Here is a 19,563-nt window from a genome sequence, read left to right as displayed (position 1 = left end):
GGAATCGACATGGACGATCAAAAGAAAGCCGCCGAATGGCACGGCGCGAAGATGGACTTCAAGGAGTCCATGAGCTACGGCGACTACCTGGGCCTGGACCGGATCCTGACGGCCCAGCATCCGCTCTCGCCGAACCACAACGAAATGCTGTTCATCATCCAGCACCAGACCAGCGAGCTGTGGATCAAGCTGATGCTGCACGAGCTGCAGGCGGTGCGCGAGCAGATCCGCAAGGACGAGCTGCCGCCGGCCTTCAAGATGCTGGCCCGCGTCGCGCGCATCATGGACCAGCTGGTGCATGCCTGGGACGTGCTGGCCACCATGACGCCGCCCGAGTACACCGCGATCCGCCCCTACCTGGGCGCATCGAGCGGCTTCCAGTCCTTCCAGTACCGCGAGCTCGAATTCATCCTCGGGAACAAGAACGCGGCGATGCTGGCCGTGCACCAGGCCAGCCCGGAGCACCACGCCCTGCTCGAACGCGAGCTGCACGCGCCCTCGATCTACGACGAGGCGGTGCGCCTGCTGGCGCGCACCGGGCTGCCGGTCTCGCAGGCGCGCCTGGATGCCGACCCGACCAAACCGACCGTCCACGACGACTCGGTGCTGGCGGCCTGGCTCGAGGTCTACCGCGATCCGGAGCACCACTGGGCGCTGTACGAACTGGCCGAAAAGCTGGTCGACATGGAGACCGCCTTCCGCACCTGGCGCTTCCGCCACGTCTCGACGGTCGAGCGCATCATCGGCTTCAAGACCGGCACCGGCGGCACGGCCGGCGTCAGCTACCTGCGCAAGATGCTGGACGTGGTATTGTTCCCGGAACTGTTCGCACTGAGGACCGCTTTATGAAATGCGACATCCTGATCGTGGCCGGCCTGTGGAATTCGGGCCCGCAGCACTGGCAGACCCACTGGGAACGCAAGTACGCCAAATGGGAACGGGTGGCGCACCGCGACTGGAACGATCCCGAGCGCGACGAATGGGTGGCCGAGCTGGACGCCGCCATCGCCGCCTGCGAAGGCCGGCCGATCCTGGTCGCCCACAGCCTCGGCTGCATGCTGGTGGCGCAATGGGCGCAATGGGCCTGCACCCATGGCGGCTCCCCGCTGAAGATCGCGGGCGCCTTCCTGGTGGCGCCCAGCGACGTCGAAGCGCCCTCCTATCCGGTGCCCGTCAACGGCTTCGTGCCGATCCCGATGCAGGCCCTGCCCTTCCCTTCCGTGGTCGTGGCCAGTACCAATGACGAATACGTGAGCACCGACAGGGCGCGGGCGTTCGCCGCGGCATGGGGCAGCAAACTGATTGAAATCGGCGACGCCGGCCATATCAACGGCGACAGCGGGTATGGACCTTGGCCGGAAGGCGAGCAGATGCTGGAAGCGTTCTGCGCGACGCTCCAGCCCTGATCCCGGCCCACACGCTCAGGGCCGCAGGCCGTAGCGGTCGATGAATACCTTGACCCCGTCCGGATTCGCCGCCAGCCAGGCATCCAGCGCCGGCCGGTAGGACTGGCGGAACATCAGGATCAGGATGGCCGCTTCGAGCTGGCCGTCGCGCGCGATGGCCTGGATCTGCCGGAACGCCGGGTCGGCCAGCTCTTTCCCGGTACTGGCCTTCATCTCGTCGGCGACTTTCATGGCGTCGCGCCAGCTAGCCAGTTCGATGTCGTAGGGACTGGCTTTCTTGTCGGCCTTGCGCATGTTCGCTTCACCGGCGCCCAGCATGAGGCGGAACGCGAAGTCGGGCGTATCGACCTTTTCGTCGGCCGGCTTGTCGACGTTCAGGGTGAATTTTCCATCGGCGTTCGCGACCACGCTGACGCCGCGCCGCAGCGCCAGCGCTTTCAGGGGCATGTGCTGCTGCTCGCGTATCGACGCCAGCTTGATCCAGTTGGGGCGCTGCGAAGGATCGGCCACGATGGCCGACAGCAGCGCCTTTTCGGCAGCCTCGATCTTGCCAAGGTTGTACAGGGTATCCGCCAGGTAGCGCCAGGCCTGGGAATTGCGCGGTTCGATCTCGGTGGCGCGGCGGAACAGGATTTCCGCCTGCGCCCAGTCATGCTGCGCGAAATGGCAATCTGCGGCGCCGAGCCATGCGCCGGAGTACTGCGGGTCCGCCTTCATCGCCGCCTCGTAGTTTGCCAGCGCCTCGCGGAAATGCCGCTGCCCGAACTGCGACTCCGCCTCGGCCATGAATTTGGCCGCTTCGGGATTGGGCGCATGCAGGGGCGACGGACCGTCGTCGTCCAGCGTGCGCAGGACCTCGTGGGCGATCGGGTCGTCCTGTGCCAGGGCGAGGGCCTGGTTCGCCAGGGCGCGCGCGGCGTCGCGCCATTGGGCGGTCTTCTCCGGCACACGTTCCGACAGGGCCAGCAACAGGTTCGCCTCCATCGAAATCGGCATGGAAGCCCGTGGGTCGGCCTTTTGCGCGGCCCGGTACTTTTCCTGGGCTTCCTTGTACTTGCCCTGGGCGCCGAGCGCCTCGCCTTCCTGGATCAGGCCGTGGCAAGGCTCGCCACACATCACGGCGGCGGAGACGGCAGGACTGCCGAATGCGAGCAGTACGGCAAGGGGCAGGAAGCGAAATGAGGTCATGGCGGCCAGGATGAGGGAAACGCTCATCTTACCCTGCGCCAAGCAGCCGGATTCTCTCGAAACTCCACCAACGAAAAAAGGCCGGGCGAACCCGACCTTCTCACTGCCACCGGCAGACTGGCGCCTTACTTGGCCGCCGTCGCCAGCAGCATCTCGTTCAGGCGCTTCACGAAAGCCGCCGGATCCGTCAGGCTGCCGCCCTCGGCCAGCATGGCCTGGTCGAACAGGATGTGCGACCAGTCGGCGAAGCGCGCGCTCGCCGCGTCTTCGTACTTCAGGCGCGTCACCAGCGGGTGGTTCGGATTGATCTCGAGGATGGGCTTCGATTCCGGCGCGTTCTGGCCGGCCGCCTTCAGCATGCGCACCAGGTTGGCCGACAGTTCATGCTCGTCCGCCACCAGGCAGGCCGGGGAGTCGGTCAGGCGGAAGGTCACGCGCACGTCCTTGGCCTTGTCGGCCAGCGCGCCCTTCATCTTCTCGACCAGGTCCTTGTACTGGCCTTCGGTCTCTTCGTGCTCCTTCTTCTCGGCCTCGTCCTCCAGCTTGCCCAGGTCCAGGCCGCCCTTGGCGACCGACACCAGTTCCTTGCCGTCGAACTCGTTCAGGAAGGACAGCATCCACTCGTCGACCCGGTCGGTCAGCAGCAGCACTTCGACGCCCTTCTTGCGGAAGATCTCCAGGTGCGGGCTGTTCTTCGCCGCGGTGTAGCTGTCGGCGGTGACGTAGTAGATCTTCTCCTGGCCTTCCTTCATGCGCGCCACGTAGTCGGCGAAGGAGACCGTCTGCTCGGCCGAGTCGTTCTGGGTCGAGGCGAAGCGCAGCAGCTTGGCGATGCGGTCCTTGTTGGTCGCGTCCTCGCCGATGCCTTCCTTCAGCACCTGGCCGAACTCCTTCCAGAAGGTCGCGTACTTGTCCTTGCCTTCCTGCTCGTCCGCGTTCGCCATCTCTTCCAGCATGCCCAGCACGCGCTTGGTCGAGCCTTCGCGGATCACGCGCACGTCGCGCGACTCCTGCAGGATCTCGCGCGAGACGTTCAGCGGCAGGTCGTTCGAATCGATCACGCCCTTCACGAAGCGCAGGTAGACCGGCATCAGCTGCTCGGCATCGTCCATGATGAACACGCGCTTCACGTACAGCTTGATCCCGCCGCGCTTGTTGCGGTCCCACAGGTCGAACGGCGCGTGGCCCGGCACATACAGCAGCTGGGTGTATTCGCTGCGGCCTTCGACGCGGTTGTGGGTGTAGGTCAGCGGCGCCTGGAAGTCGTGCGAGACGTGCTTGTAGAACTCTTCGTACTGCTCCTTGGTGATGTCCGACTTCGAACGTGCCCACAGCGCGGACGCCTGGTTCACGGTCTCGAATTCGTCCTTGACGACGGTTTCCTTCTTATCCTCGTCCCACTCTTCCTTCTTCATGACGATGGGCAGGGAGATGTGGTCCGAGTACTTGCGGATAATGGATTTCAGCTTCCACGACGACAGCAGCTCGTCCTCGCCTTCGCGCAGGTGCAGGATGATGTCGGTGCCGCGGCTGCTCTTCTCGATCGGCTCCAGGGTGTAGTCGCCCTCGCCGGTCGATTCCCAGCGCACCGCCTCGGATGGTGCCGCGCCGGCGCGGCGGGTCTCGACGGTCACGCGGTCGGCGACGATGAAGGCCGAGTAGAAGCCCACCCCGAACTGGCCGATCAGGGCCGCGTCGGCCTGCTGGTCGCCGGACAGCTTGCTGAAGAATTCCTTGGTGCCCGACTTGGCGATGGTGCCCAGGTGCGAGATCACCTCGTCGCGGCTCATGCCGATGCCGTTGTCCGAGATGGTGACGGTTTTCGCCTCCTTGTCGAACAGGACCTTGATCTTCAGTTCGTGGTCGTTGCCGTACAGGGCATCGTTGTTGATCGCTTCGAAGCGCAGCTTGTCGGCGGCGTCGGAGGCGTTCGAGATCAGTTCGCGCAAGAAGATTTCCTTGTTCGAATACAAGGAGTGGATCATCAGTTGCAGCAGCTGTTTTACTTCTGCTTGGAAGCCAAGGGTTTCTTTTTCGGCAACAGCCATCTTGTGTCCTCGTTATGATCAGTGGTTAAACAGACCGGGCGAATATTGGGTTGGCAAAATGGATTTCAAGGGGTTTTTTCCAGATAGTCATCTTTTTCTCGACTTCCCACGACAGCGGTCATACCGTATCGAAAATCCCAGGATTTTTTCGCACGCCGGTGTCGAAAGCGGGATGCGCCGTTCGTCGTAGCCGTAGAAGCACCCAAAACAACAGGATAAACAAGGAGATCATCATGCAAGGACAAGTACGCGCCATCCCCGAAGGCTTCCACACCATCACGCCCCACCTCGTGTGCGCGGGCGCGCTTGACGCCATCGAGTTCTATAAAAAAGCCTTCGGCGCCATCGAAACCGGCCGCATGCCCGGCCCCGGCGGCAAGATCATGCACGCCCAGCTGCGCATCGGCGACTCGCCCATCATGCTGGCGGACGACTTTCCCGAATTCGGCTGCAACGGCCCGCAGGCCCTGAAGGGCACCCCGGTCTTCATCCACCTGTACGTGAACGACGCCGACGCCACCTGGGCGCAGGCGGTGGCGGCCGGCGCCAAACCCGTCATGCCGCTGGCGGACATGTTCTGGGGCGACCGCTACGGCCAGCTCGACGATCCGTTCGGCCACCGCTGGTCGATCGCCACCCACAAGCGCGACATGACCCCGCAACAGATGCAGGAAGAGATGCAGAAGTCGATGCAGCAGGGCCAGGGCTGCGGCGACCAGCAGGGAGGCCAGCCATGAAATTCATGGTCATCGTGAAAGCCACCGCCGCCTCCGAGGCCGGCGTCATGCCGACCCGGCAGCAGCTGGCGGAGATGGGCCAGTTCAACGAGGAGCTGGCCAAGGCCGGCGTGCTGCTGGCCGGCGAAGGCCTGCACCCGACCAGCAGGGGCGCGCGCATCGTCTTCGACGGCGACCAGCGCAGCGTGGTCGACGGCCCCTTCACCGAGTCCAAGGAGCTGATTGCCGGCTTCTGGATCATCGAGGTCAGCTCGAAGCAGGAAGCGATCGAATGGATGAAGCGCTGCCCGAATCCGTATGGCGAGGGCCGGGGCGACATCGAGATCCGCCAGCTGTTCGAGGCCGAGGATTTCGGCGCCGAGCTCACGCCCGAGCTGCGCGCCCAGGAGGAGCGCCGGCGCGGGCAGGTCGCGGCGCGCTGAGGAGACGGTAATGCAATTCATGGTCATCCGCAAGGCGGACCAGGCCACCGAGGCCGGGGTTCCGCCCTCCAGGCACTCGACGAGATGGAGCGCTTCAACCAGGCCCTCGCGGACGAGGGCCGTCTCGGGCTGGCCCTGGGCCTGCGCCCGTCGCGCCGCGCGGTGCGCCTGACACTGTGGCCGGGCGGCGAGAGCATGACGGACGGCCCCTTCGCCGAAGCCAAGGAGCTGGTGGCCGGCTTCACCATCTTCGAAGCGCCGTCGAAGGAGGCCGCGCTCGAGCGGCTGAAACAGTGGCCGCAGAGCGACGTGCAGGCCACCGGCGAAGCCGTGCTGGAACTGCGCGAGACCGGCTGCCCGGGCGGCTGCGCCCAGGTGCCGCCGGCCGCGGACAGTGGCGACCGGCGCTACGTCATCCTGCTGCGCTCAAACGAAGAAACCGAGCGCGACCGCATTCCGCCGCGGGAAATGCTGGACGCGCTGAACGCCTTCAACGCCGCCCAGGCGGCGCAAGGCAGGCTGCTGGCCGGCGACGGCCTGAAGTCGAGCGCACGCGGCGCCAGGCTGCATTTCAGGGGCGGCCAGGCCAGCGTGATCGATGGCCCGTTCGCGGAAGCCAAGGAACTGATCGCCGGCTTCTGGATGATCAGGGCCGGCTCGATGCCGGACGCGATCGCCTGGGCGCGCACCCTGCCGTATCCGACCGGGCCGTATGTCGAGGTCGAGATCCGCGAGGCCGCCACCATGGACGACCTGATGCCGGCCCTCGGCGAAGCGCAGCGCCAGGAAGACGCCAGCCTGCGCGCCGAGCAGCTGGATGCCGCCCTGCGCACGGTCATGCTCCGGCGATGACGAGCGATATAAAGACGAACGGCACCGGCCGGATCGTCGAGGCGGTCTGGCGCATGGAATCGGCGCGCATCGTCGGCGCGCTGAGCCGGATGCTGCGCGACGTCGGCATCGCCGAAGAGCTGGCCCAGGACGCCATGCTGCAGGCGCTGGAATCCTGGCCGGCGGACGGCGTGCCCGACAAGCCCGGCGCCTGGCTGATGCAGGTGGCCAAGCACCGCGCGCTCGACCACCTGCGGCACGCCAGCATGCACGCCGGGAAGGAAGGCCAGCTGTCGTGGGAGATGGACGAGCAGTTGCGCGACGCCCAGCGCCGGCCCGACGAGCTGGCCGAGCTGGCGCAGGACGCCGAGGGTATCGACGACGACGTGCTGCGCCTGATGTTCGTCGCCTGCCATCCGGTACTTTCCAGCGAAGCGCGCGCCGCGCTGACGCTCAAGCTGCTGGGCGGCCTGTCCACCGCCGAGATCGCGCGCGCCTTCCTGGTGCCCGAGGCCACGGTGGCCCAGCGCATCGTGCGCGCCAAACGCACGCTGGCGGAGGCGAAGGTGCCGTTCGAGGTGCCGCGCGGCGAAGAGCGCAAGCCGCGCCTGGCCTCGGTGCTGCAGGTGATCTACCTGATCTATAACGAAGGGTATTCGGCCAGCGCCGGCGCCGACTGGCTGCGGCCCGGCCTGTGCCGCGAGGCGCTGCGCCTGGGCCGGGTGCTGGCCGGTCTGGCGCCGGAAGAAGGCGAAGTGCACGGCCTGGTCGCGCTGATGGAGATCCAGTCCTCGCGCGAGCGCGCCCGCACGGGGCCGAACGGCGAGCCGGTGCTGCTGCTGGACCAGGACCGCAGCCGCTGGGACCGGCTCCAGATCCGGCGCGGCCTGGATGCGCTGGAGCGTGCCGGCCGCCTCGGCAGCCTGGGGCCCTACGCCCTGCAGGCCGCGATCGCCGCCTGCCACGCCCGCGCCCTGACGCCGGAGGCGACCGACTGGCCGCGCATCGCCGCGCTGTACGACGCCCTGGCCGAGCTGCTGCGCTCGCCGGTGGTCGAGCTGAACCGCGCGGTGGCGCTGGGCATGGCCTACGGTCCGGCGGAAGGCCTGGCGCTGGCCGACCAGCTGCTGGACGAACCGCGGCTGGCCAGTTACCACCTGCTGCCCAGCGTGCGCGGCGACCTGCTCGCCAGGCTGGGCCGCCACGAGGAAGCGCGCGCCGAGTTCGAGCGCGCCGCCAGCCTGACCCTCAACGAGCGCGAACGCACCCTGCTGCTGGCGCGCGCCCGCGACGAGCGCGAGCGGACCGGCTGAATACGCCGCCGCAGTATGGCATGATGGCGGCTTCCGTTCCCTCAAGCACTTCTCATGCGCGTTCTCATCATCGAAGACGACCCGGCCATCGCGGCCAATCTCTATGATTATCTCGAAGCCGCCGGCTATGCCCCGGAACACGCTTCGGATGGCGTCACCGGCCTGCACCGCGCCGTCAGCGCGCAATGGAGCGCGATCCTGCTCGACGTGTCCCTGCCGGGCATGGACGGCTTCACGCTGTGCCGCAAGCTGCGCGAGGAAGCGCGCCGCGATACCCCGGTCCTGATGCTGACCGCCAAGGACACGCTGGACGACAAGCTGGCCGGCTTCGGCCACGGCGCCGACGACTACCTGGTCAAACCGTTCTCGTTGAAGGAGCTTGGCGCGCGCCTGGCGGCGCTGATCAAGCGCCACCACGGCCAGGTCGTGCCGGGCGCGCTGCGCTGCGGAGACATCAGCCTTGACCCGCGCACGCTCGAGGTCGAGCGCGCCGGCCGGACGATCCGCCTGCCGCGCAAGTGCCTGCACCTGCTGCAATTGCTGATGGCTTCGCCGGGCCAGGTGCTGCGCCGCGCCGACCTCGAAACCGCCGTGTGGGGCGAGCCGCTGCCGGACAGCGACACGCTGCGCTCGCACATGCACACGCTGCGGCGCGCCCTGACCGCCGACGGCGAAGCGAACCCGATCGAGACCCTGCATGGCATCGGCTACCGGATCGGCTCCCCGGGCGACCCGCACGATGCGTCCTAGCCTGCGCCTGAAGGTCGCGCTGGCCCTGTTCGCGGCGGCGATCGTCCTTCTCGTCGTGCAGACGCTGGGGGTGCGCGCCCTCGCCGAATCCCAGGAAGAGCGCCTGGTCCAGTCGATCATCGACGACGACATGCGCAACCTGCTGCAGTCCTACCGCGACGAGCCCTCCTCGCTGCCGCCGGTCGATCCGGTGGTGGGCGCGCGCGTGTCGCAGGAAGGCGGACAGTGGTTCGACCTGCCCGCCTCGCTTGCTTCGCTGCCGGAGGGCGTCCATAAAGTCCCGGTGGGTGGACGCGACATCCATGTGGCCGTCGTGCGCTTCGGTGACGAACGGGTGTACCGCGCCTATGACTACAGCGCCTATGAACAGCATTTCAGGGACGGCATCGACACGCTGACGATCGTCACCGCGCTGTTCGTGCTGCCTTCGGTGTGGATGGCCTACTGGCTGTCCGGCCTGCTGGTGCGGCAGGTCGGCGGCCTGGCCCGCCAGGTCACGGCCCTGCGTTCGGGCGCCTCCTCCGCCATCGATCCGCGCGGCTACGACGAGCACGAAGTGGCCGAACTGGCGCATGCGGTCAACGATTACCACGTCCGCATGGCCGCGATGGTCGAACGCGAGAAGGAATTCACCGCCAACGTCAGCCACGAGCTGCGCACCCCGCTCACCCGGATCCGCACCAGCTGCGAGCTGCTGGAACCGGTCGCCGCATCGCTCGACGCCAAGTCGCGCCAGCGCCTGCTGCAGATCGAGCAGGCGGCCGAGGACATGCATGCCCTGATCGAATGCCTGCTCGCGCTTGCCCGCGAGGAATCGGCCACGGTGGCGTCATCCGCGCGTCTCTGCGCCATCATCGATGCCATCCTGGAACGCTACGCCGAGCGGCTGGAAAAGCGGGCGGTGCGGGCACGCGTGTCGGTGCCGGCCGAGATTCCCGTGCTCGCGAATGCCTCGGCGCTCGGCATCGTCCTGTCCAACCTGGTCGACAACGCCCTGCGCCACACGCAGGATGGGGAGCTGCGCTTCACGTACGCGGACGGTACGCTGAGCGTCGAAGACACCGGCTCCGGCATCGCTCCGCAAGCCCTGCCCCATGTCTTCGACCGCTTCTACCGCGCGCCGGGCGGACGCGGGGACGGATTCGGCATCGGGCTGGCGATCGTGAAGAAAATATGCGACCGTTACGGCTGGCGCATCGCGGTCGAAAGCGCCGAAGGCAGCGGAACCCGCGTCCTGCTCGGCCTGGAATCGCGGTAATTCGCGAAACTTCACGAAAACTTCACGGATCCTTGACGCCGGCTTCACACCGGCCTGACTATCATGACGGCCCCGACGCGCCGCCTTTCGCCGCCGCGTCACAGCAACACCGCTTCACTGCGGCATCTTGAAAGTTAGCACATGAAAAAAGTCCTCATCCTCGGCGTCAACGGCTTCATCGGCCACCACCTGTCCAAGCGCATTCTCGCAACCACCGACTGGGAAGTCTACGGCATGGACATGAACGCCGAGCGCATCACGGAGCTGCTGGACCATCCGCGCATGCACTTCTTCGAAGGCGACATCACGATCAACACCGAATGGGTCGAGTACCACGTCAAGAAGTGCGACGTGATCCTGCCGCTGGTCGCCATCGCCACGCCGTCGACCTACGTGAAGGAACCGCTGCGCGTGTTCGAACTCGACTTCGAGGCCAACCTGCCGATCGTGCGCTCGGCCGCGAAGTACGGGAAGCACCTGATCTTCCCGTCGACCTCGGAAGTGTATGGCATGAGCCGCGACGAGGAATTCGATCCGGAAAATTCGGAACTGGTCTACGGCCCGATCAACAAGCCGCGCTGGATCTACGCCTGCGCCAAGCAGTTGATGGACCGCGTGATCTGGGGCTACGGCATGGAAGGCCTGAACTTCACGCTGTTCCGCCCGTTCAACTGGATCGGCGCCGGCCTGGACTCGATCCACACGCCGAAGGAAGGCTCGTCGCGCGTGCTGACCCAGTTCTTCGGCCACATCGTGCGCGGCGAAACCATCTCGCTGGTCGACGGCGGCGCGCAGAAACGCGCCTTCACCTATGTGGACGACGGCATCGACGTGCTCATGAAGATCATCGAGAACAAGGACGGCAAGGCGAGCGGCCAGATCTACAACGTCGGCAACCCGGCCAACAATTATTCGATCCGCGAGCTGGCGGACATGATGCTGAAGCTGGCCGCCGAATACCCGGAATACGCCGCCGGCGCGCAGAAGGTGAAGATCGTCGAGACCAGCTCGGGCGCCTACTACGGCAAGGGCTACCAGGACGTGCAGAACCGCGTGCCGAAGATCGAGAACACCATGAACGACCTCGGCTGGGCGCCGAGCACCACCATGGCCGAGGCCCTGCGCCACATCTTCGACGCCTATCGCGGCCAGGTCGGCGTCGCGCGCGGGCTGGTCGATTGAGCCACACATGTCCTATACGCGCTGCGATCCGGTGAAGGCCCGTGCCGTCTACAAGGCGCAGGCCGTACGGCGCGTGCTGGGTGCGGGTGCGGCGCGCGCCTACATGAGGGGCATGCGGCTCGATTCGGCGCTCATCGAGCGGGTGCTGCGGTCGCCCCAGGAAGGGCTGCGGCGCTAGCCTCGCGCGCCGGACATAGCCGCGCGCAGTGGCAAGTCGTACAATACGGGCTCTTTTTCAAGCAACCTGGGGATTCCATGTCCGTCTACGACAAACTCAAAGAACTGAACATCACCCTCGCGGCGCCGGCCACCCCGGCCGCGGCCTATGTCATGTACGTGCAGACCGGCAACCTGGTCTTCATTTCCGGCCACATCGCCAAGAACGCCGACGGCTCGCCGACCACCGGCCTGCTGGGCAAGGACAAAACCACGGCCGATGGCCAAGCGGCGGCGCGCTCGGTCGCGATCGACCTGATGGGCACCCTGCAGGAAGCCTGCGGCGGCGACCTCGGCCGTGTGAAGCGCATCGTCAAGGTGATGAGCCTGGTCGCCTCGACCCCGGACTACAACGAACAGCACCTGGTCACCAACGGCTGCTCGGAACTGCTGGGCGAAGTGTTCGGCGACGCCGGCAAGCATGCCCGCTCGGCCTTCGGCGTGGCCTCGCTGCCGCGCGGTACCTGCGTCGAGATCGAGCTGATCGCCGAAGTAGCGTAATAATGTAGGGTGGGCACCCCGTGCCCACGTACAAGTTCCGGGGCGGGCCCACAAGGCACGCCTCTTTTACGAAGTTCGCTCATCCAGCGTGCTTTATAATGGCCGACGCACCCAAGCCGTCCTTCCTGTGAGATCAGTATGAAAATCGAAAATCCCAATCCCATCCAGTGGCAGTTTTCGGAACGCGCGCAGCAGCTGCAAAGCTCGGCGATCCGCGAAATCCTGAAGATCACCCAGCGCCCGGAGATCATCTCCTTCGCCGGCGGCCTGCCCTCGCCCGCCACCTTCCCCGTCGAACGCATGAAAGCGGCCTACGACAAGGTGTTGTCCGAGGCGGGTAAACAGGCCCTCCAGTATGGCCCGACCGACGGCTACGCTCCGCTGCGCGAATGGATTGCCGGCTACCTGTCGACGCCCGACTGCAAGATCCTGCCCGAGCAGATCCTGATGGTGTCCGGCTCGCAGCAGGCCCTCGACCTGCTGGGCAAGGTACTGATCGACGAAGGCAGCAAAGTGCTGGTCGAGACCCCGAGCTACCTCGGCGCCCTGCAGGCGTTCTCGGTTTACCGCCCCGAATTCCACTCGGTCGAGACCGACGAGCACGGCCTGGTGCCGTCTTCGCTCGAAGGCCTGGCCGAAGGCGCGCGCCTGCTGTACGCGCTGCCGAACTTCCAGAACCCGACCGGCCGCTCGCTGTCGCTCGAGCGCCGCCGCGAACTGGTCGAGACCTGCGCCCGCCTGGGCCTGCCCCTGATCGAGGACGATCCGTACGGCGCCCTGTCGTACAAGGGCGAGCCGATGCCGCGCATGCTGAACATGAACCCGGAAGGCGTGATCTACATGGGTTCCTTCTCGAAGGTGCTGACCCCGGGCATCCGCCTCGGTTATGTGTGCGCCCCGCTGCCGCTGGTGCGCCGCCTCGAGCTGGCCAAGCAGGCCGCCGACCTCCACACCGCCCAGCTGACCCAGATGGTCGTGCACGAAGTGGTCAAGGACGGCTTCCTGCAGGAGCACATCCCGACCATCCGCAACCTGTACGCCAACCAGTGCCAGGTGATGCTGGACGCAATGGAAGAGCACTTCCCGAAGGGCGTGACCTGGACCCGTCCGGAAGGCGGCATGTTCATCTGGGTCGAGCTGCCGAAGCAGATCGACGCCACCAAGCTGCTCGACCAGTCGATCGCCGCGCGCGTCGCCTTCGTGCCGGGCGCCCCGTTCTACGCCAACGAGCCGGCCACCAACACCCTGCGCCTGTCCTTCGTGACCGTGCCGCCGGAGCGCATCCGTGAAGGCATCGCCGTGCTGGGCCAGCTGATCAAGGACCAGCTGTAATCCTGCCGCGCGGGCCGTCCGGTCCGCGCCTCCCGGCGCCGCAATTGTTACCGCGGCGCCGCACCATGTGATTTTCCGTATCTCGGGCGCAACCGAAAGTTGCGCCCGAGTCACAAATTTTTCTTACAAACAAGCAATACTGCTCCATGACGGTGCACAACGATGTATGATTTTGAACGAACATCATCGTGAGCCCTCACAAGGCACAGTATGACCGACCTAGCCAGCGCGGGGCCAGCCGCACCCCGCAAGCCTGCCATCCTCATCGTCGACGACGCACCGGACAACGTTTCCCTGCTGCGCACCATGATGCTGCGCCAGGACTACCAGACTTTCGTCGCCACGTCGGGTGAGCGCGCCATCGAGATCGCCCAGCGCGTCAAGCCCGACCTGGTGCTGCTCGACGTCGTCATGCCCGGGATGGATGGGCTGGAAACCTGCCGCCGCCTGAAGGCGCACCCGGCCACGGCGCGCATCCCCGTGATCTTCATGAGCGCGCGCGGCGAGACCGAAGACATCGTGGCCGGCTTCGACATCGGCGCGGTCGACTACATTCCCAAGCCCTTGCGCATGGAAGAAGTTTGCGCGCGCGTGCGCGCCCAGCTGCGCCTGAACAGCGGCAGCGCCGTCCAGAAGGAACAGGCGGAGCGCCTGCGCATGATCGTCGACAGCATGGACCAGGGCCTGCTGATCGTCGAGCGCAACGGCCGCGTCCAGTACGCGAACCCGGCCTGCGACCGCTACCTGGGCTATGCCGCGGACGAGCTGGTGGGCCGCTCGCTGGCCGATCTGCTGGCCCAGCAGGACCACTACCCGGACGGCGGCGCCGCCATGGAGGCGTTCGGCCACGGCACCCGCGAAGTGCTGATCCGCCACCGCGACGGCCGCCTGCGCGCGATGGACCTGACGATGACGCCGATGCACGCGGCCGACGACCTGTTCGTCGCCCTGCTGCACGACATCACCCACCACAAGCAGTCCGAGGATGCGCTGCACCGCGCCGCCATGCTGGATCCGCTTACTAAAATCGCCAACCGCCGCCACTTCGACGCCTTCCTGGAAAAAGAATGGCAGCGCGCGATCCGCCACGCCCAGCCGCTGTCGCTGGTCGTGCTCGACGTCGACCATTTCAAGCTGTACAACGACACCCTCGGCCATGTGGCCGGCGACGTCTGCCTGCAGAAAGTGGCCCAGGCGCTGGACGCGCACGCACTGCGCCCGACCGATCTGGCGGCGCGTTACGGCGGCGAGGAATTCGTGCTGCTGTTCGCCGAGACCCCGCACGAAGCCGCGGCGCGCCTGGCGGAAGCGATCCGCACCACGGTCGAAGCCCTGCAGCTGCCGAACCCGCGCTCGCCCACCTCGCCGTGGATCACGGTCTCGGTGGGCGTGGCGACCATCGTGCCGACCCAGCTCGACGAGATCGAGCAGCTGTTCGTGTGCGCCGACCGCGCCATGTACGCGGCCAAGGGCGCCGGGCGCAACCGCGTCGAGACCGCGGTAGCCGGGGCGGCCTGGGAGGCGGTGCGTAGCGCGGCGATGTACTGAGAAAGGCACCGACGTTCAGGAAACGCGCGGATAGCCCGTAATCTCCGCAATCTCCCGATAAAGCGGCTGCAACTGCCGATACATCCGCCGGTACACCCGCCGGTACAGGCGGTCGTAGATGCGCTGGTTCTCCGGCAAGGGCTCGAACACCCTCCCCACCCTGGTCATCGCCGCCACCGCGGCATCGAAGTCGCGGTGCAGGCCGAGGCCGACGGCGGCGTCGATGGCCGCGCCCAGGCCCGAGGTCTCGTAGACATGCGGGCGCGCGGTCGGCAGGCCGAAGATGTCGGCCGTCAGCTGCATCGCGCAATCGCTCTGCGAGCCGCCGCCGGAGACGCGCAGCTCGGTAACCGCCACCCCGCTGCGCTGCTCGATCCGCTCCTTCCCCTCGCGCAGCGCATACGCCAATCCCTCCAGGATCGCGCGATACACGTGGGCGCGGGTGTGCACGTCGCCGAAGCCGATGATGCCGCCCTTCGCTTCCCGGCCCGGCACGCGGATGCCGGGGGTCCAGTACGGCTGCAGCATCAGGCCCATCGAGCCGGGCGGCACGCTGCTGGCCATGCGGTCGAACAGCTGCTCCGGCGCGACATCCTCGGCCAATGCGCGCAGCTGCTCGTGGTGGCCGAACTGCTCCTTGAACCAGTTGACCATCCAGTAGCCGCGGAACACCTGCACCTCGTTGCTGTAGGCGCACGGGATCGCCGCCGGGTATGGCGGAATGAAGGGCGTGACTTCGGTATAGCGCGTGCTGGTGGTATTGATGGTGGCAGTGGTGCCGTAGCTCAGGCAGCCCACGTGCGGCTCGCGGCAGCCGGCGCCGATCACCTCGCAGGCCTTGTCGGCGGCGGCAGCCAGCAGCGGCAGGCCCTGCGGAATGCCGGTATCGAGCGCCGCCTGCGCCGAGATCCTGCCCAGGCGCTCGCCCGGCTCGACCAGCCCGGGCAGCATGTGCGGCTCGACCGCCAGCGCCTGCCACTTCCAGTCGTGGCGCGCGGCCCAGCGCCGGCGCTTGTAGTCGAACGGCAGATAGGCGACCTGCGAGCCGCTGGAATCGAGGAACTCGCCGCACAGGCGCCAGTTCAGGTAGCCGGACAGCAGCAGGAACTTGTCGGTCGCGGCCCAGACCTCGGGCTGGTGGGCCTTGATCCAGTTGATTTCCGCTTCGCCGCGGAAGTAATCGATGGTGCCGTCGACCCGCGCCAGCTTGAACGCCGCCCGCCACCACCAGGCGATCGGCGGGTAACGATCGGTGCGGCGCTGGTCGAGCCAGGTGATGGCCGGGCGCAGGGGCTTGCCGTCCTTGCCGAGGCTGACCACGGTGCCGCGCTGGGTGGTCACGGCCACGCCCTGCACGGCGGCCTTGTCCACGCCGGGCTGGGTCCACAGGCCCTGGCAAGCCTTGCAGAGCGACGCCCAGTAATCCTCGGGGTCGTGCTCGGCCCAGCCGGGCTGCTCGGAAAAATAAGCCTCCAGCATGACCTGGGACCTGGCCACGATATTTCCCCGCAGGTCGAACAGCAGCGCGCGCACGCTCTGGGTGCCGTTGTCGATGGCGAGGATGGTCGCTTGCATGCTCATTCCGTTTTCTCCTGCGGCAGGCCGTAGTGGGAGCGCCACAAGGCCAGGTAATCGCGTTCTTCCTGCGCCCAGCGCGCGTCGTTCCAGCCCAGCTCCGGCTGGCAGATCGCGCGGATGCGCGGCATCAGCGCGGTCCCGCCCTGCCTGAGCTGGAGGCCCAGGCGGGTACGGCGCAGCAGCAGGTCGTCCAGGCGCTGCACGGCTTCCGCGCGCGCGCCCCAGCGCAGCTCGGCCCACGGGGTCTCGGTGCCGGGAACCGGTGCGCATTCTCCGTCGCCGGCGGCGGCCAGCAAGGCCCCGGCCGCGGCGCCATGGCGGCCCTGCAGGCGCCGCAGCGCGCCCGGCGGCAGGCGGCTGTCGGACACCGCAGGCGGCGACGCGAACACGCGGCAGGGCCGCAGCGCGTCGCGCCAGCCGGGCAACTGGGCGCGCACCTGCTTCAGCGCGTCGAGGGCGATGGCGCGGAAGGTGGTCAGCTTGCCGCCGGCCACCGCCACCAGTCCGGCCTCGCTCCACACGCAATGCTCGCGCCCTTCGCGCGACGCCTCGGCACGGCCGCCGGCGATGACCGGGCGCACCCCGGCAAAGGTCGACAGCACGTCGCCTTCGACGATGCCGAGTCCCGGAAACTGGGCCTGCAGCGCGGCCAGCAGGTAGTCGAGTTCGGCCCGCGTGATGCGCGCTTCGTGGTCCATCGGCTGCGCGTGGTCGAGGTCCGTGGTGCCGGCCAGGATCGTGCCCTCCCACGGATAGGCGAACACCGGGCGCCCGTCCCGCGGATGCATCAGGCTCACGGCCTGGGACAAGGGCAGGCGCCAGGCCGGCAGCACCAGGTGGCTGCCGCGCAGCGGGCGCAGGCGCGGGCCCTTGCCGTGCAGCGGTCCGGACCAGGCGCCGGTGGCGTCGACCGTCACGCGCGCGCTTGCCTCGTACAGGGCGCCCGAGACTTCGTCGCGCAGGACCGCGCCGGCCACCCTGCCCGCGATCCGGACCAGCGAACGCGCAGCCACGTAGTTGAGCGCCGCCGCGCCATGCGCCATCGCCTCGCCCAGCACCCGCAGCACCAGGCGCGCGTCGTCGGTCCTGGCGTCGGTGTAGACGATGCCGCCGTCCAGGCCCGCGCCTGCCATCTGAAGCGCCACGTTCGGCGCCCGCTCCAGGAACGCTTCCTTCGGCAGCCAGTGCCGCTCGCGCCGGCCGGCCAGCAGGTCGTAGATGGCCAGTCCGGCCAGGAAGCTGCGCCGTCCGCGCTGGCCCTGGTAGTGGGCGAAGGCGAAGCCCTGCGGTTCGACCAGTCCCGGCGCATCGCGCAGCAGGCTTTCGCGCTCGCGCACCGACTCCCTGGTCAGGTGCAGGTGGCCGTCCTTCAGGTAGCGCAGTCCGCCGTGCACCAGCTTGGACGAGCGGCTCGACGTGCCCCAGGCGAAGTCGCGCTGCTCGACCAGCAGGGCCTTCAGGCCCCGCCGCGCCGCTTCCAGCAGGATGCCGGCGCCGGTGATGCCGCCGCCGATCACCAGCAGGTCCCATTCGCGCGCCATCAGCGCCGGCAAGCCGGCGCGCCCATCGCGCTCCCAGAGCGCATTCACGGCATGAGCTTTCATCACGTCAGCAGCTTGCCGGGGTTCATGCAGCCATCCGGGTCGAACTGGCGGAACAGCGCCCGCAGCGCCTCCATGCCGAGCTCTCCCTTTTCCATGTGCAGCCACGGCGCGTGATCAAGGCCGACGCCATGCTGGTGGCTGATGGTGCCGCCGCTGGCGACGATGGCTTCGGAGGCGGCGGTCTTGAGGCGGCGCCAGCGCGCCAGGTCGGCCTCGTAATTCCCGGCCAGGCGCCAGATGAAGGTCGTGTACACGCTGGCGCCTTGCGGATACAGGTGCGACAGGTGGGTGTAGGCATGCACCCGTTCGCTATCCGCGGCCAGGGCGTCGACGGCGGCCTGTTCCACGGCGCGCATCGCCGGCGTCACGCGCGGCCAGTCCAGCGCGGTCTCGACGGTATCGATCGCGTAGCCGCGTTCCCAGGCGGCGTTGCGCAGGTAGACGTTGCGGAAGCGGTTCTTCTTCCAGCGTTCGCCCAGGCCGCGCCCCGCATGCACGCCCTTGTGGCTGCGCGCGATCTTCAAGGCCGCCGCCAGGGCCGCGCGCGCCTGTCCTTTCGTACCGCTGGCGCCGACCAGCAGCATGCACTTGCCCTCGCCGGCGCCGCGCAGGCGCAGCAGGGTCTCGAGCAGCGCCACTTGCCTGGCGTGGCCTGCGAGGGTCAGCATGGTCGCCGTCTCCACCGGATTCGACAGCCGCAGCATCGACAGCCCGAGCCGCGCCTGCACGATCGCGCGCACCGCCCGCTCGGCGCCTTCCCAGTCGGGCAGGAACACGGCATGGAAGGCTTCGAAGGCCGGCAAGGGGCTGATGCGCACCGCTGCTTCCGTCAGGATGCCGAGCCGGCCCTCGGAACCCAGCACCAGCTCGCGCAGGTCGGGGCCGGCGCTCGACGCCGGGAAGGTCGGGATCTCCAGCAGACCTTGCGGCGTCTCGATGCGGCCGCCGGCGAACAGCTGCTCGATGCGGCCGTAGCGCAGCGACTGCTGGCCCGAGGAGCGCGTGACGACCCAGCCGCCGAGGGTGGAATACTCGAAGGATTGCGGAAAGTGGCCCAGCGTGTAGCCATGCGCGCGCAGCTGGGCTTCGAGGTCCGGGCCGGCCACGCCGGCGCCGAAGGTGGCCAGCAGCGCGTCGCGGTCGAGGTTCGTCAGCGCGCGCAGGCGGCGCATGTCGACCGACAGCGTGGGCCGGTCGCGCGCCGGGTCCAGGTGGCCGCATACGCTGGTGCCGCCGCCGTAGGGCACGACCGCGGCGCCGGCCCCGATCGCGTAGCGGATCAGCGCCCGTACCTCGTCCGCGCTTTCCGGGAAGGCCACGCCGTCCGGCGCCGCCGCGATCCGGCCGTAGCGCAGGCGCAGCCAGTCCGGCAGGCTCTGGCCCAGCGCGTGGGTCAGGCGCACGTCGGGCGCCGTGTCCACCAGCGGATGCGGCGGCAGGCGCGACGGCGCGACCTGCGCACACACCGCCTCGAAGCCGGCATCGGCCGGCCCCGTGCCCGGCCCCAGCCGCCGCTCGAGGAAGCGCAGCGCCTCCGCGCCGATCGGCACCCCGATCGCCTCGTCTCCCCAGCCGTTCCATCGCCTCATGGTCTGTCTTCCTCGATGTTTTTTGCGTAAGATAAGCCAACCGCTCATCCACGTCTTGCG

The 19,563-nt window shown here is 67.8% G+C and carries 18 protein-coding genes; 13 read left to right on the top strand and 5 right to left on the bottom strand.

From position 1 onward, the window contains the following. Window positions 1-9 precede the first annotated feature (9 nt). A complete protein-coding gene (kynA, locus tag AC3A6M_RS03840; protein WP_487851414.1) occupies window positions 10-849 on the top strand; it encodes a tryptophan 2,3-dioxygenase in 840 nt (279 codons plus the stop codon). After that, complete coding sequence (locus AC3A6M_RS03835) at window positions 846-1,406, top strand: RBBP9/YdeN family alpha/beta hydrolase (protein WP_487851413.1); 561 nt, start codon at window positions 846-848, stop codon at window positions 1,404-1,406. Before kynA ends, AC3A6M_RS03835 begins: the two co-directional genes overlap by 4 nt. Window positions 1,407-1,421: 15 nt before the next feature. Here the strand turns inward: AC3A6M_RS03835 and AC3A6M_RS03830 are convergent, their stop codons facing one another. Both AC3A6M_RS03830 and htpG read right to left on the bottom strand, forming a co-directional pair. Then, window positions 1,422-2,621, bottom strand: a complete 1,200-nt coding sequence (locus AC3A6M_RS03830; RefSeq protein WP_487851412.1) for a tetratricopeptide repeat protein — start codon at window positions 2,619-2,621, stop codon at window positions 1,422-1,424. Window positions 2,622-2,719: 98 nt separating this feature from the next. Beyond that, on the bottom strand, window positions 2,720-4,642 hold the full coding sequence (gene htpG, locus AC3A6M_RS03825; protein ID WP_487851411.1) for a molecular chaperone HtpG: 1,923 nt from the start codon (window positions 4,640-4,642) through the stop codon (window positions 2,720-2,722). A gap of 233 nt (window positions 4,643-4,875) precedes the next feature. Here htpG and AC3A6M_RS03820 point away from each other — a divergent pair, with 233 nt between their 5' ends. The 11 genes from AC3A6M_RS03820 (at window position 4,876) to AC3A6M_RS03770 (ending at window position 14,732) form a co-directional block, all read left to right on the top strand. Beyond that, window positions 4,876-5,379: a VOC family protein gene (locus tag AC3A6M_RS03820; protein WP_487851410.1), complete on the top strand. Its 504-nt coding sequence runs from the start codon at window positions 4,876-4,878 to the stop codon at window positions 5,377-5,379. Beyond that, window positions 5,376-5,801, top strand: coding sequence for a YciI family protein (locus tag AC3A6M_RS03815; RefSeq protein WP_487851409.1), 426 nt, complete (start codon window positions 5,376-5,378; stop codon window positions 5,799-5,801). The genes AC3A6M_RS03820 and AC3A6M_RS03815 overlap by 4 nt, the downstream gene beginning before the upstream one ends. A gap of 84 nt (window positions 5,802-5,885) precedes the next feature. Then, window positions 5,886-6,653: a YciI family protein gene (locus tag AC3A6M_RS03810; RefSeq protein ID WP_487851408.1), complete on the top strand. Its 768-nt coding sequence runs from the start codon at window positions 5,886-5,888 to the stop codon at window positions 6,651-6,653. Continuing rightward, the gene (locus tag AC3A6M_RS03805) at window positions 6,650-7,945 is read left to right on the top strand and encodes an RNA polymerase sigma factor (RefSeq protein WP_487851407.1); all 1,296 of its coding nucleotides are present in this window, start codon (window positions 6,650-6,652) and stop codon (window positions 7,943-7,945) included. The genes AC3A6M_RS03810 and AC3A6M_RS03805 overlap by 4 nt, the downstream gene beginning before the upstream one ends. 54 nt (window positions 7,946-7,999) lie before the next feature. Continuing rightward, a complete protein-coding gene (locus AC3A6M_RS03800; RefSeq protein WP_487851406.1) occupies window positions 8,000-8,695 on the top strand; it encodes a response regulator transcription factor in 696 nt (231 codons plus the stop codon). Further along, window positions 8,643-9,953, top strand: coding sequence for a sensor histidine kinase (locus tag AC3A6M_RS03795; RefSeq protein WP_487851405.1), 1,311 nt, complete (start codon window positions 8,643-8,645; stop codon window positions 9,951-9,953). Before AC3A6M_RS03800 ends, AC3A6M_RS03795 begins: the two co-directional genes overlap by 53 nt. Before the next feature lie 141 nt (window positions 9,954-10,094). Continuing rightward, the gene (locus AC3A6M_RS03790; protein ID WP_487851404.1) at window positions 10,095-11,135 is read left to right on the top strand and encodes a bifunctional UDP-4-keto-pentose/UDP-xylose synthase; all 1,041 of its coding nucleotides are present in this window, start codon (window positions 10,095-10,097) and stop codon (window positions 11,133-11,135) included. A 7-nt stretch (window positions 11,136-11,142) separates the two neighbouring features. Further along, window positions 11,143-11,313 carry a hypothetical protein gene (locus AC3A6M_RS03785; protein WP_487851403.1) on the top strand — a complete coding sequence of 57 codons (171 nt, stop codon included), beginning with the start codon at window positions 11,143-11,145 and terminating at the stop codon, window positions 11,311-11,313. A 77-nt stretch (window positions 11,314-11,390) separates the two neighbouring features. Beyond that, window positions 11,391-11,852: a RidA family protein gene (locus AC3A6M_RS03780; protein WP_487851402.1), complete on the top strand. Its 462-nt coding sequence runs from the start codon at window positions 11,391-11,393 to the stop codon at window positions 11,850-11,852. A 138-nt stretch (window positions 11,853-11,990) separates the two neighbouring features. Further along, complete coding sequence (locus AC3A6M_RS03775) at window positions 11,991-13,184, top strand: aminotransferase-like domain-containing protein (RefSeq protein WP_487851401.1); 1,194 nt, start codon at window positions 11,991-11,993, stop codon at window positions 13,182-13,184. 210 nt (window positions 13,185-13,394) lie between these two features. Next, a complete protein-coding gene (locus tag AC3A6M_RS03770; RefSeq protein WP_487851400.1) occupies window positions 13,395-14,732 on the top strand; it encodes a diguanylate cyclase in 1,338 nt (445 codons plus the stop codon). 15 nt (window positions 14,733-14,747) lie between these two features. Here the strand turns inward: AC3A6M_RS03770 and AC3A6M_RS03765 are convergent, their stop codons facing one another. From AC3A6M_RS03765 to AC3A6M_RS03755, 3 genes are read right to left on the bottom strand one after another with little or no spacing between them, the layout of a single operon-like run. After that, on the bottom strand, window positions 14,748-16,313 hold the full coding sequence (locus AC3A6M_RS03765) for an FGGY-family carbohydrate kinase (protein ID WP_487851399.1): 1,566 nt from the start codon (window positions 16,311-16,313) through the stop codon (window positions 14,748-14,750). Beyond that, on the bottom strand, window positions 16,310-17,914 hold the full coding sequence (locus AC3A6M_RS03760; RefSeq protein WP_487851398.1) for a glycerol-3-phosphate dehydrogenase/oxidase: 1,605 nt from the start codon (window positions 17,912-17,914) through the stop codon (window positions 16,310-16,312). Before AC3A6M_RS03760 ends, AC3A6M_RS03765 begins: the two co-directional genes overlap by 4 nt. Further along, a complete protein-coding gene (locus AC3A6M_RS03755; RefSeq protein ID WP_487851397.1) occupies window positions 17,914-19,503 on the bottom strand; it encodes an FAD-binding oxidoreductase in 1,590 nt (529 codons plus the stop codon). Before AC3A6M_RS03755 ends, AC3A6M_RS03760 begins: the two co-directional genes overlap by 1 nt. Window positions 19,504-19,563: the final 60 nt, after the last annotated feature.

The organism is Telluria sp. Soil_C_11, from assembly GCF_057657395.1.
Note: the sequence above shows the minus strand (reverse complement) of the source record. Positions and strands in the feature narration are given on the sequence as shown.

Excerpts from the sequence above, each read along its gene's own strand:
- kynA (WP_487851414.1), top strand. The coding sequence starts at position 10 with ATGGACGATCAAAAGAAAGCCGCCGAATGGCACGGCGCGAAGATGGAC.
- AC3A6M_RS03835 (WP_487851413.1), top strand. The coding sequence starts at position 846 with ATGAAATGCGACATCCTGATCGTGGCCGGCCTGTGGAATTCGGGCCCG.
- AC3A6M_RS03830 (WP_487851412.1), bottom strand. The coding sequence starts at position 2,621 with ATGAGCGTTTCCCTCATCCTGGCCGCCATGACCTCATTTCGCTTCCTG.
- htpG (WP_487851411.1), bottom strand. The coding sequence starts at position 4,642 with ATGGCTGTTGCCGAAAAAGAAACCCTTGGCTTCCAAGCAGAAGTAAAA.
- AC3A6M_RS03820 (WP_487851410.1), top strand. The coding sequence starts at position 4,876 with ATGCAAGGACAAGTACGCGCCATCCCCGAAGGCTTCCACACCATCACG.
- AC3A6M_RS03815 (WP_487851409.1), top strand. The coding sequence starts at position 5,376 with ATGAAATTCATGGTCATCGTGAAAGCCACCGCCGCCTCCGAGGCCGGC.
- AC3A6M_RS03810 (WP_487851408.1), top strand. The coding sequence starts at position 5,886 with ATGGAGCGCTTCAACCAGGCCCTCGCGGACGAGGGCCGTCTCGGGCTG.
- AC3A6M_RS03805 (WP_487851407.1), top strand. The coding sequence starts at position 6,650 with ATGACGAGCGATATAAAGACGAACGGCACCGGCCGGATCGTCGAGGCG.
- AC3A6M_RS03800 (WP_487851406.1), top strand. The coding sequence starts at position 8,000 with ATGCGCGTTCTCATCATCGAAGACGACCCGGCCATCGCGGCCAATCTC.
- AC3A6M_RS03795 (WP_487851405.1), top strand. The coding sequence starts at position 8,643 with ATGGCATCGGCTACCGGATCGGCTCCCCGGGCGACCCGCACGATGCGT.
- AC3A6M_RS03790 (WP_487851404.1), top strand. The coding sequence starts at position 10,095 with ATGAAAAAAGTCCTCATCCTCGGCGTCAACGGCTTCATCGGCCACCAC.
- AC3A6M_RS03785 (WP_487851403.1), top strand. The coding sequence starts at position 11,143 with ATGTCCTATACGCGCTGCGATCCGGTGAAGGCCCGTGCCGTCTACAAG.
- AC3A6M_RS03780 (WP_487851402.1), top strand. The coding sequence starts at position 11,391 with ATGTCCGTCTACGACAAACTCAAAGAACTGAACATCACCCTCGCGGCG.
- AC3A6M_RS03775 (WP_487851401.1), top strand. The coding sequence starts at position 11,991 with ATGAAAATCGAAAATCCCAATCCCATCCAGTGGCAGTTTTCGGAACGC.
- AC3A6M_RS03770 (WP_487851400.1), top strand. The coding sequence starts at position 13,395 with ATGACCGACCTAGCCAGCGCGGGGCCAGCCGCACCCCGCAAGCCTGCC.
- AC3A6M_RS03765 (WP_487851399.1), bottom strand. The coding sequence starts at position 16,313 with ATGAGCATGCAAGCGACCATCCTCGCCATCGACAACGGCACCCAGAGC.
- AC3A6M_RS03760 (WP_487851398.1), bottom strand. The coding sequence starts at position 17,914 with ATGAAAGCTCATGCCGTGAATGCGCTCTGGGAGCGCGATGGGCGCGCC.
- AC3A6M_RS03755 (WP_487851397.1), bottom strand. The coding sequence starts at position 19,503 with ATGAGGCGATGGAACGGCTGGGGAGACGAGGCGATCGGGGTGCCGATC.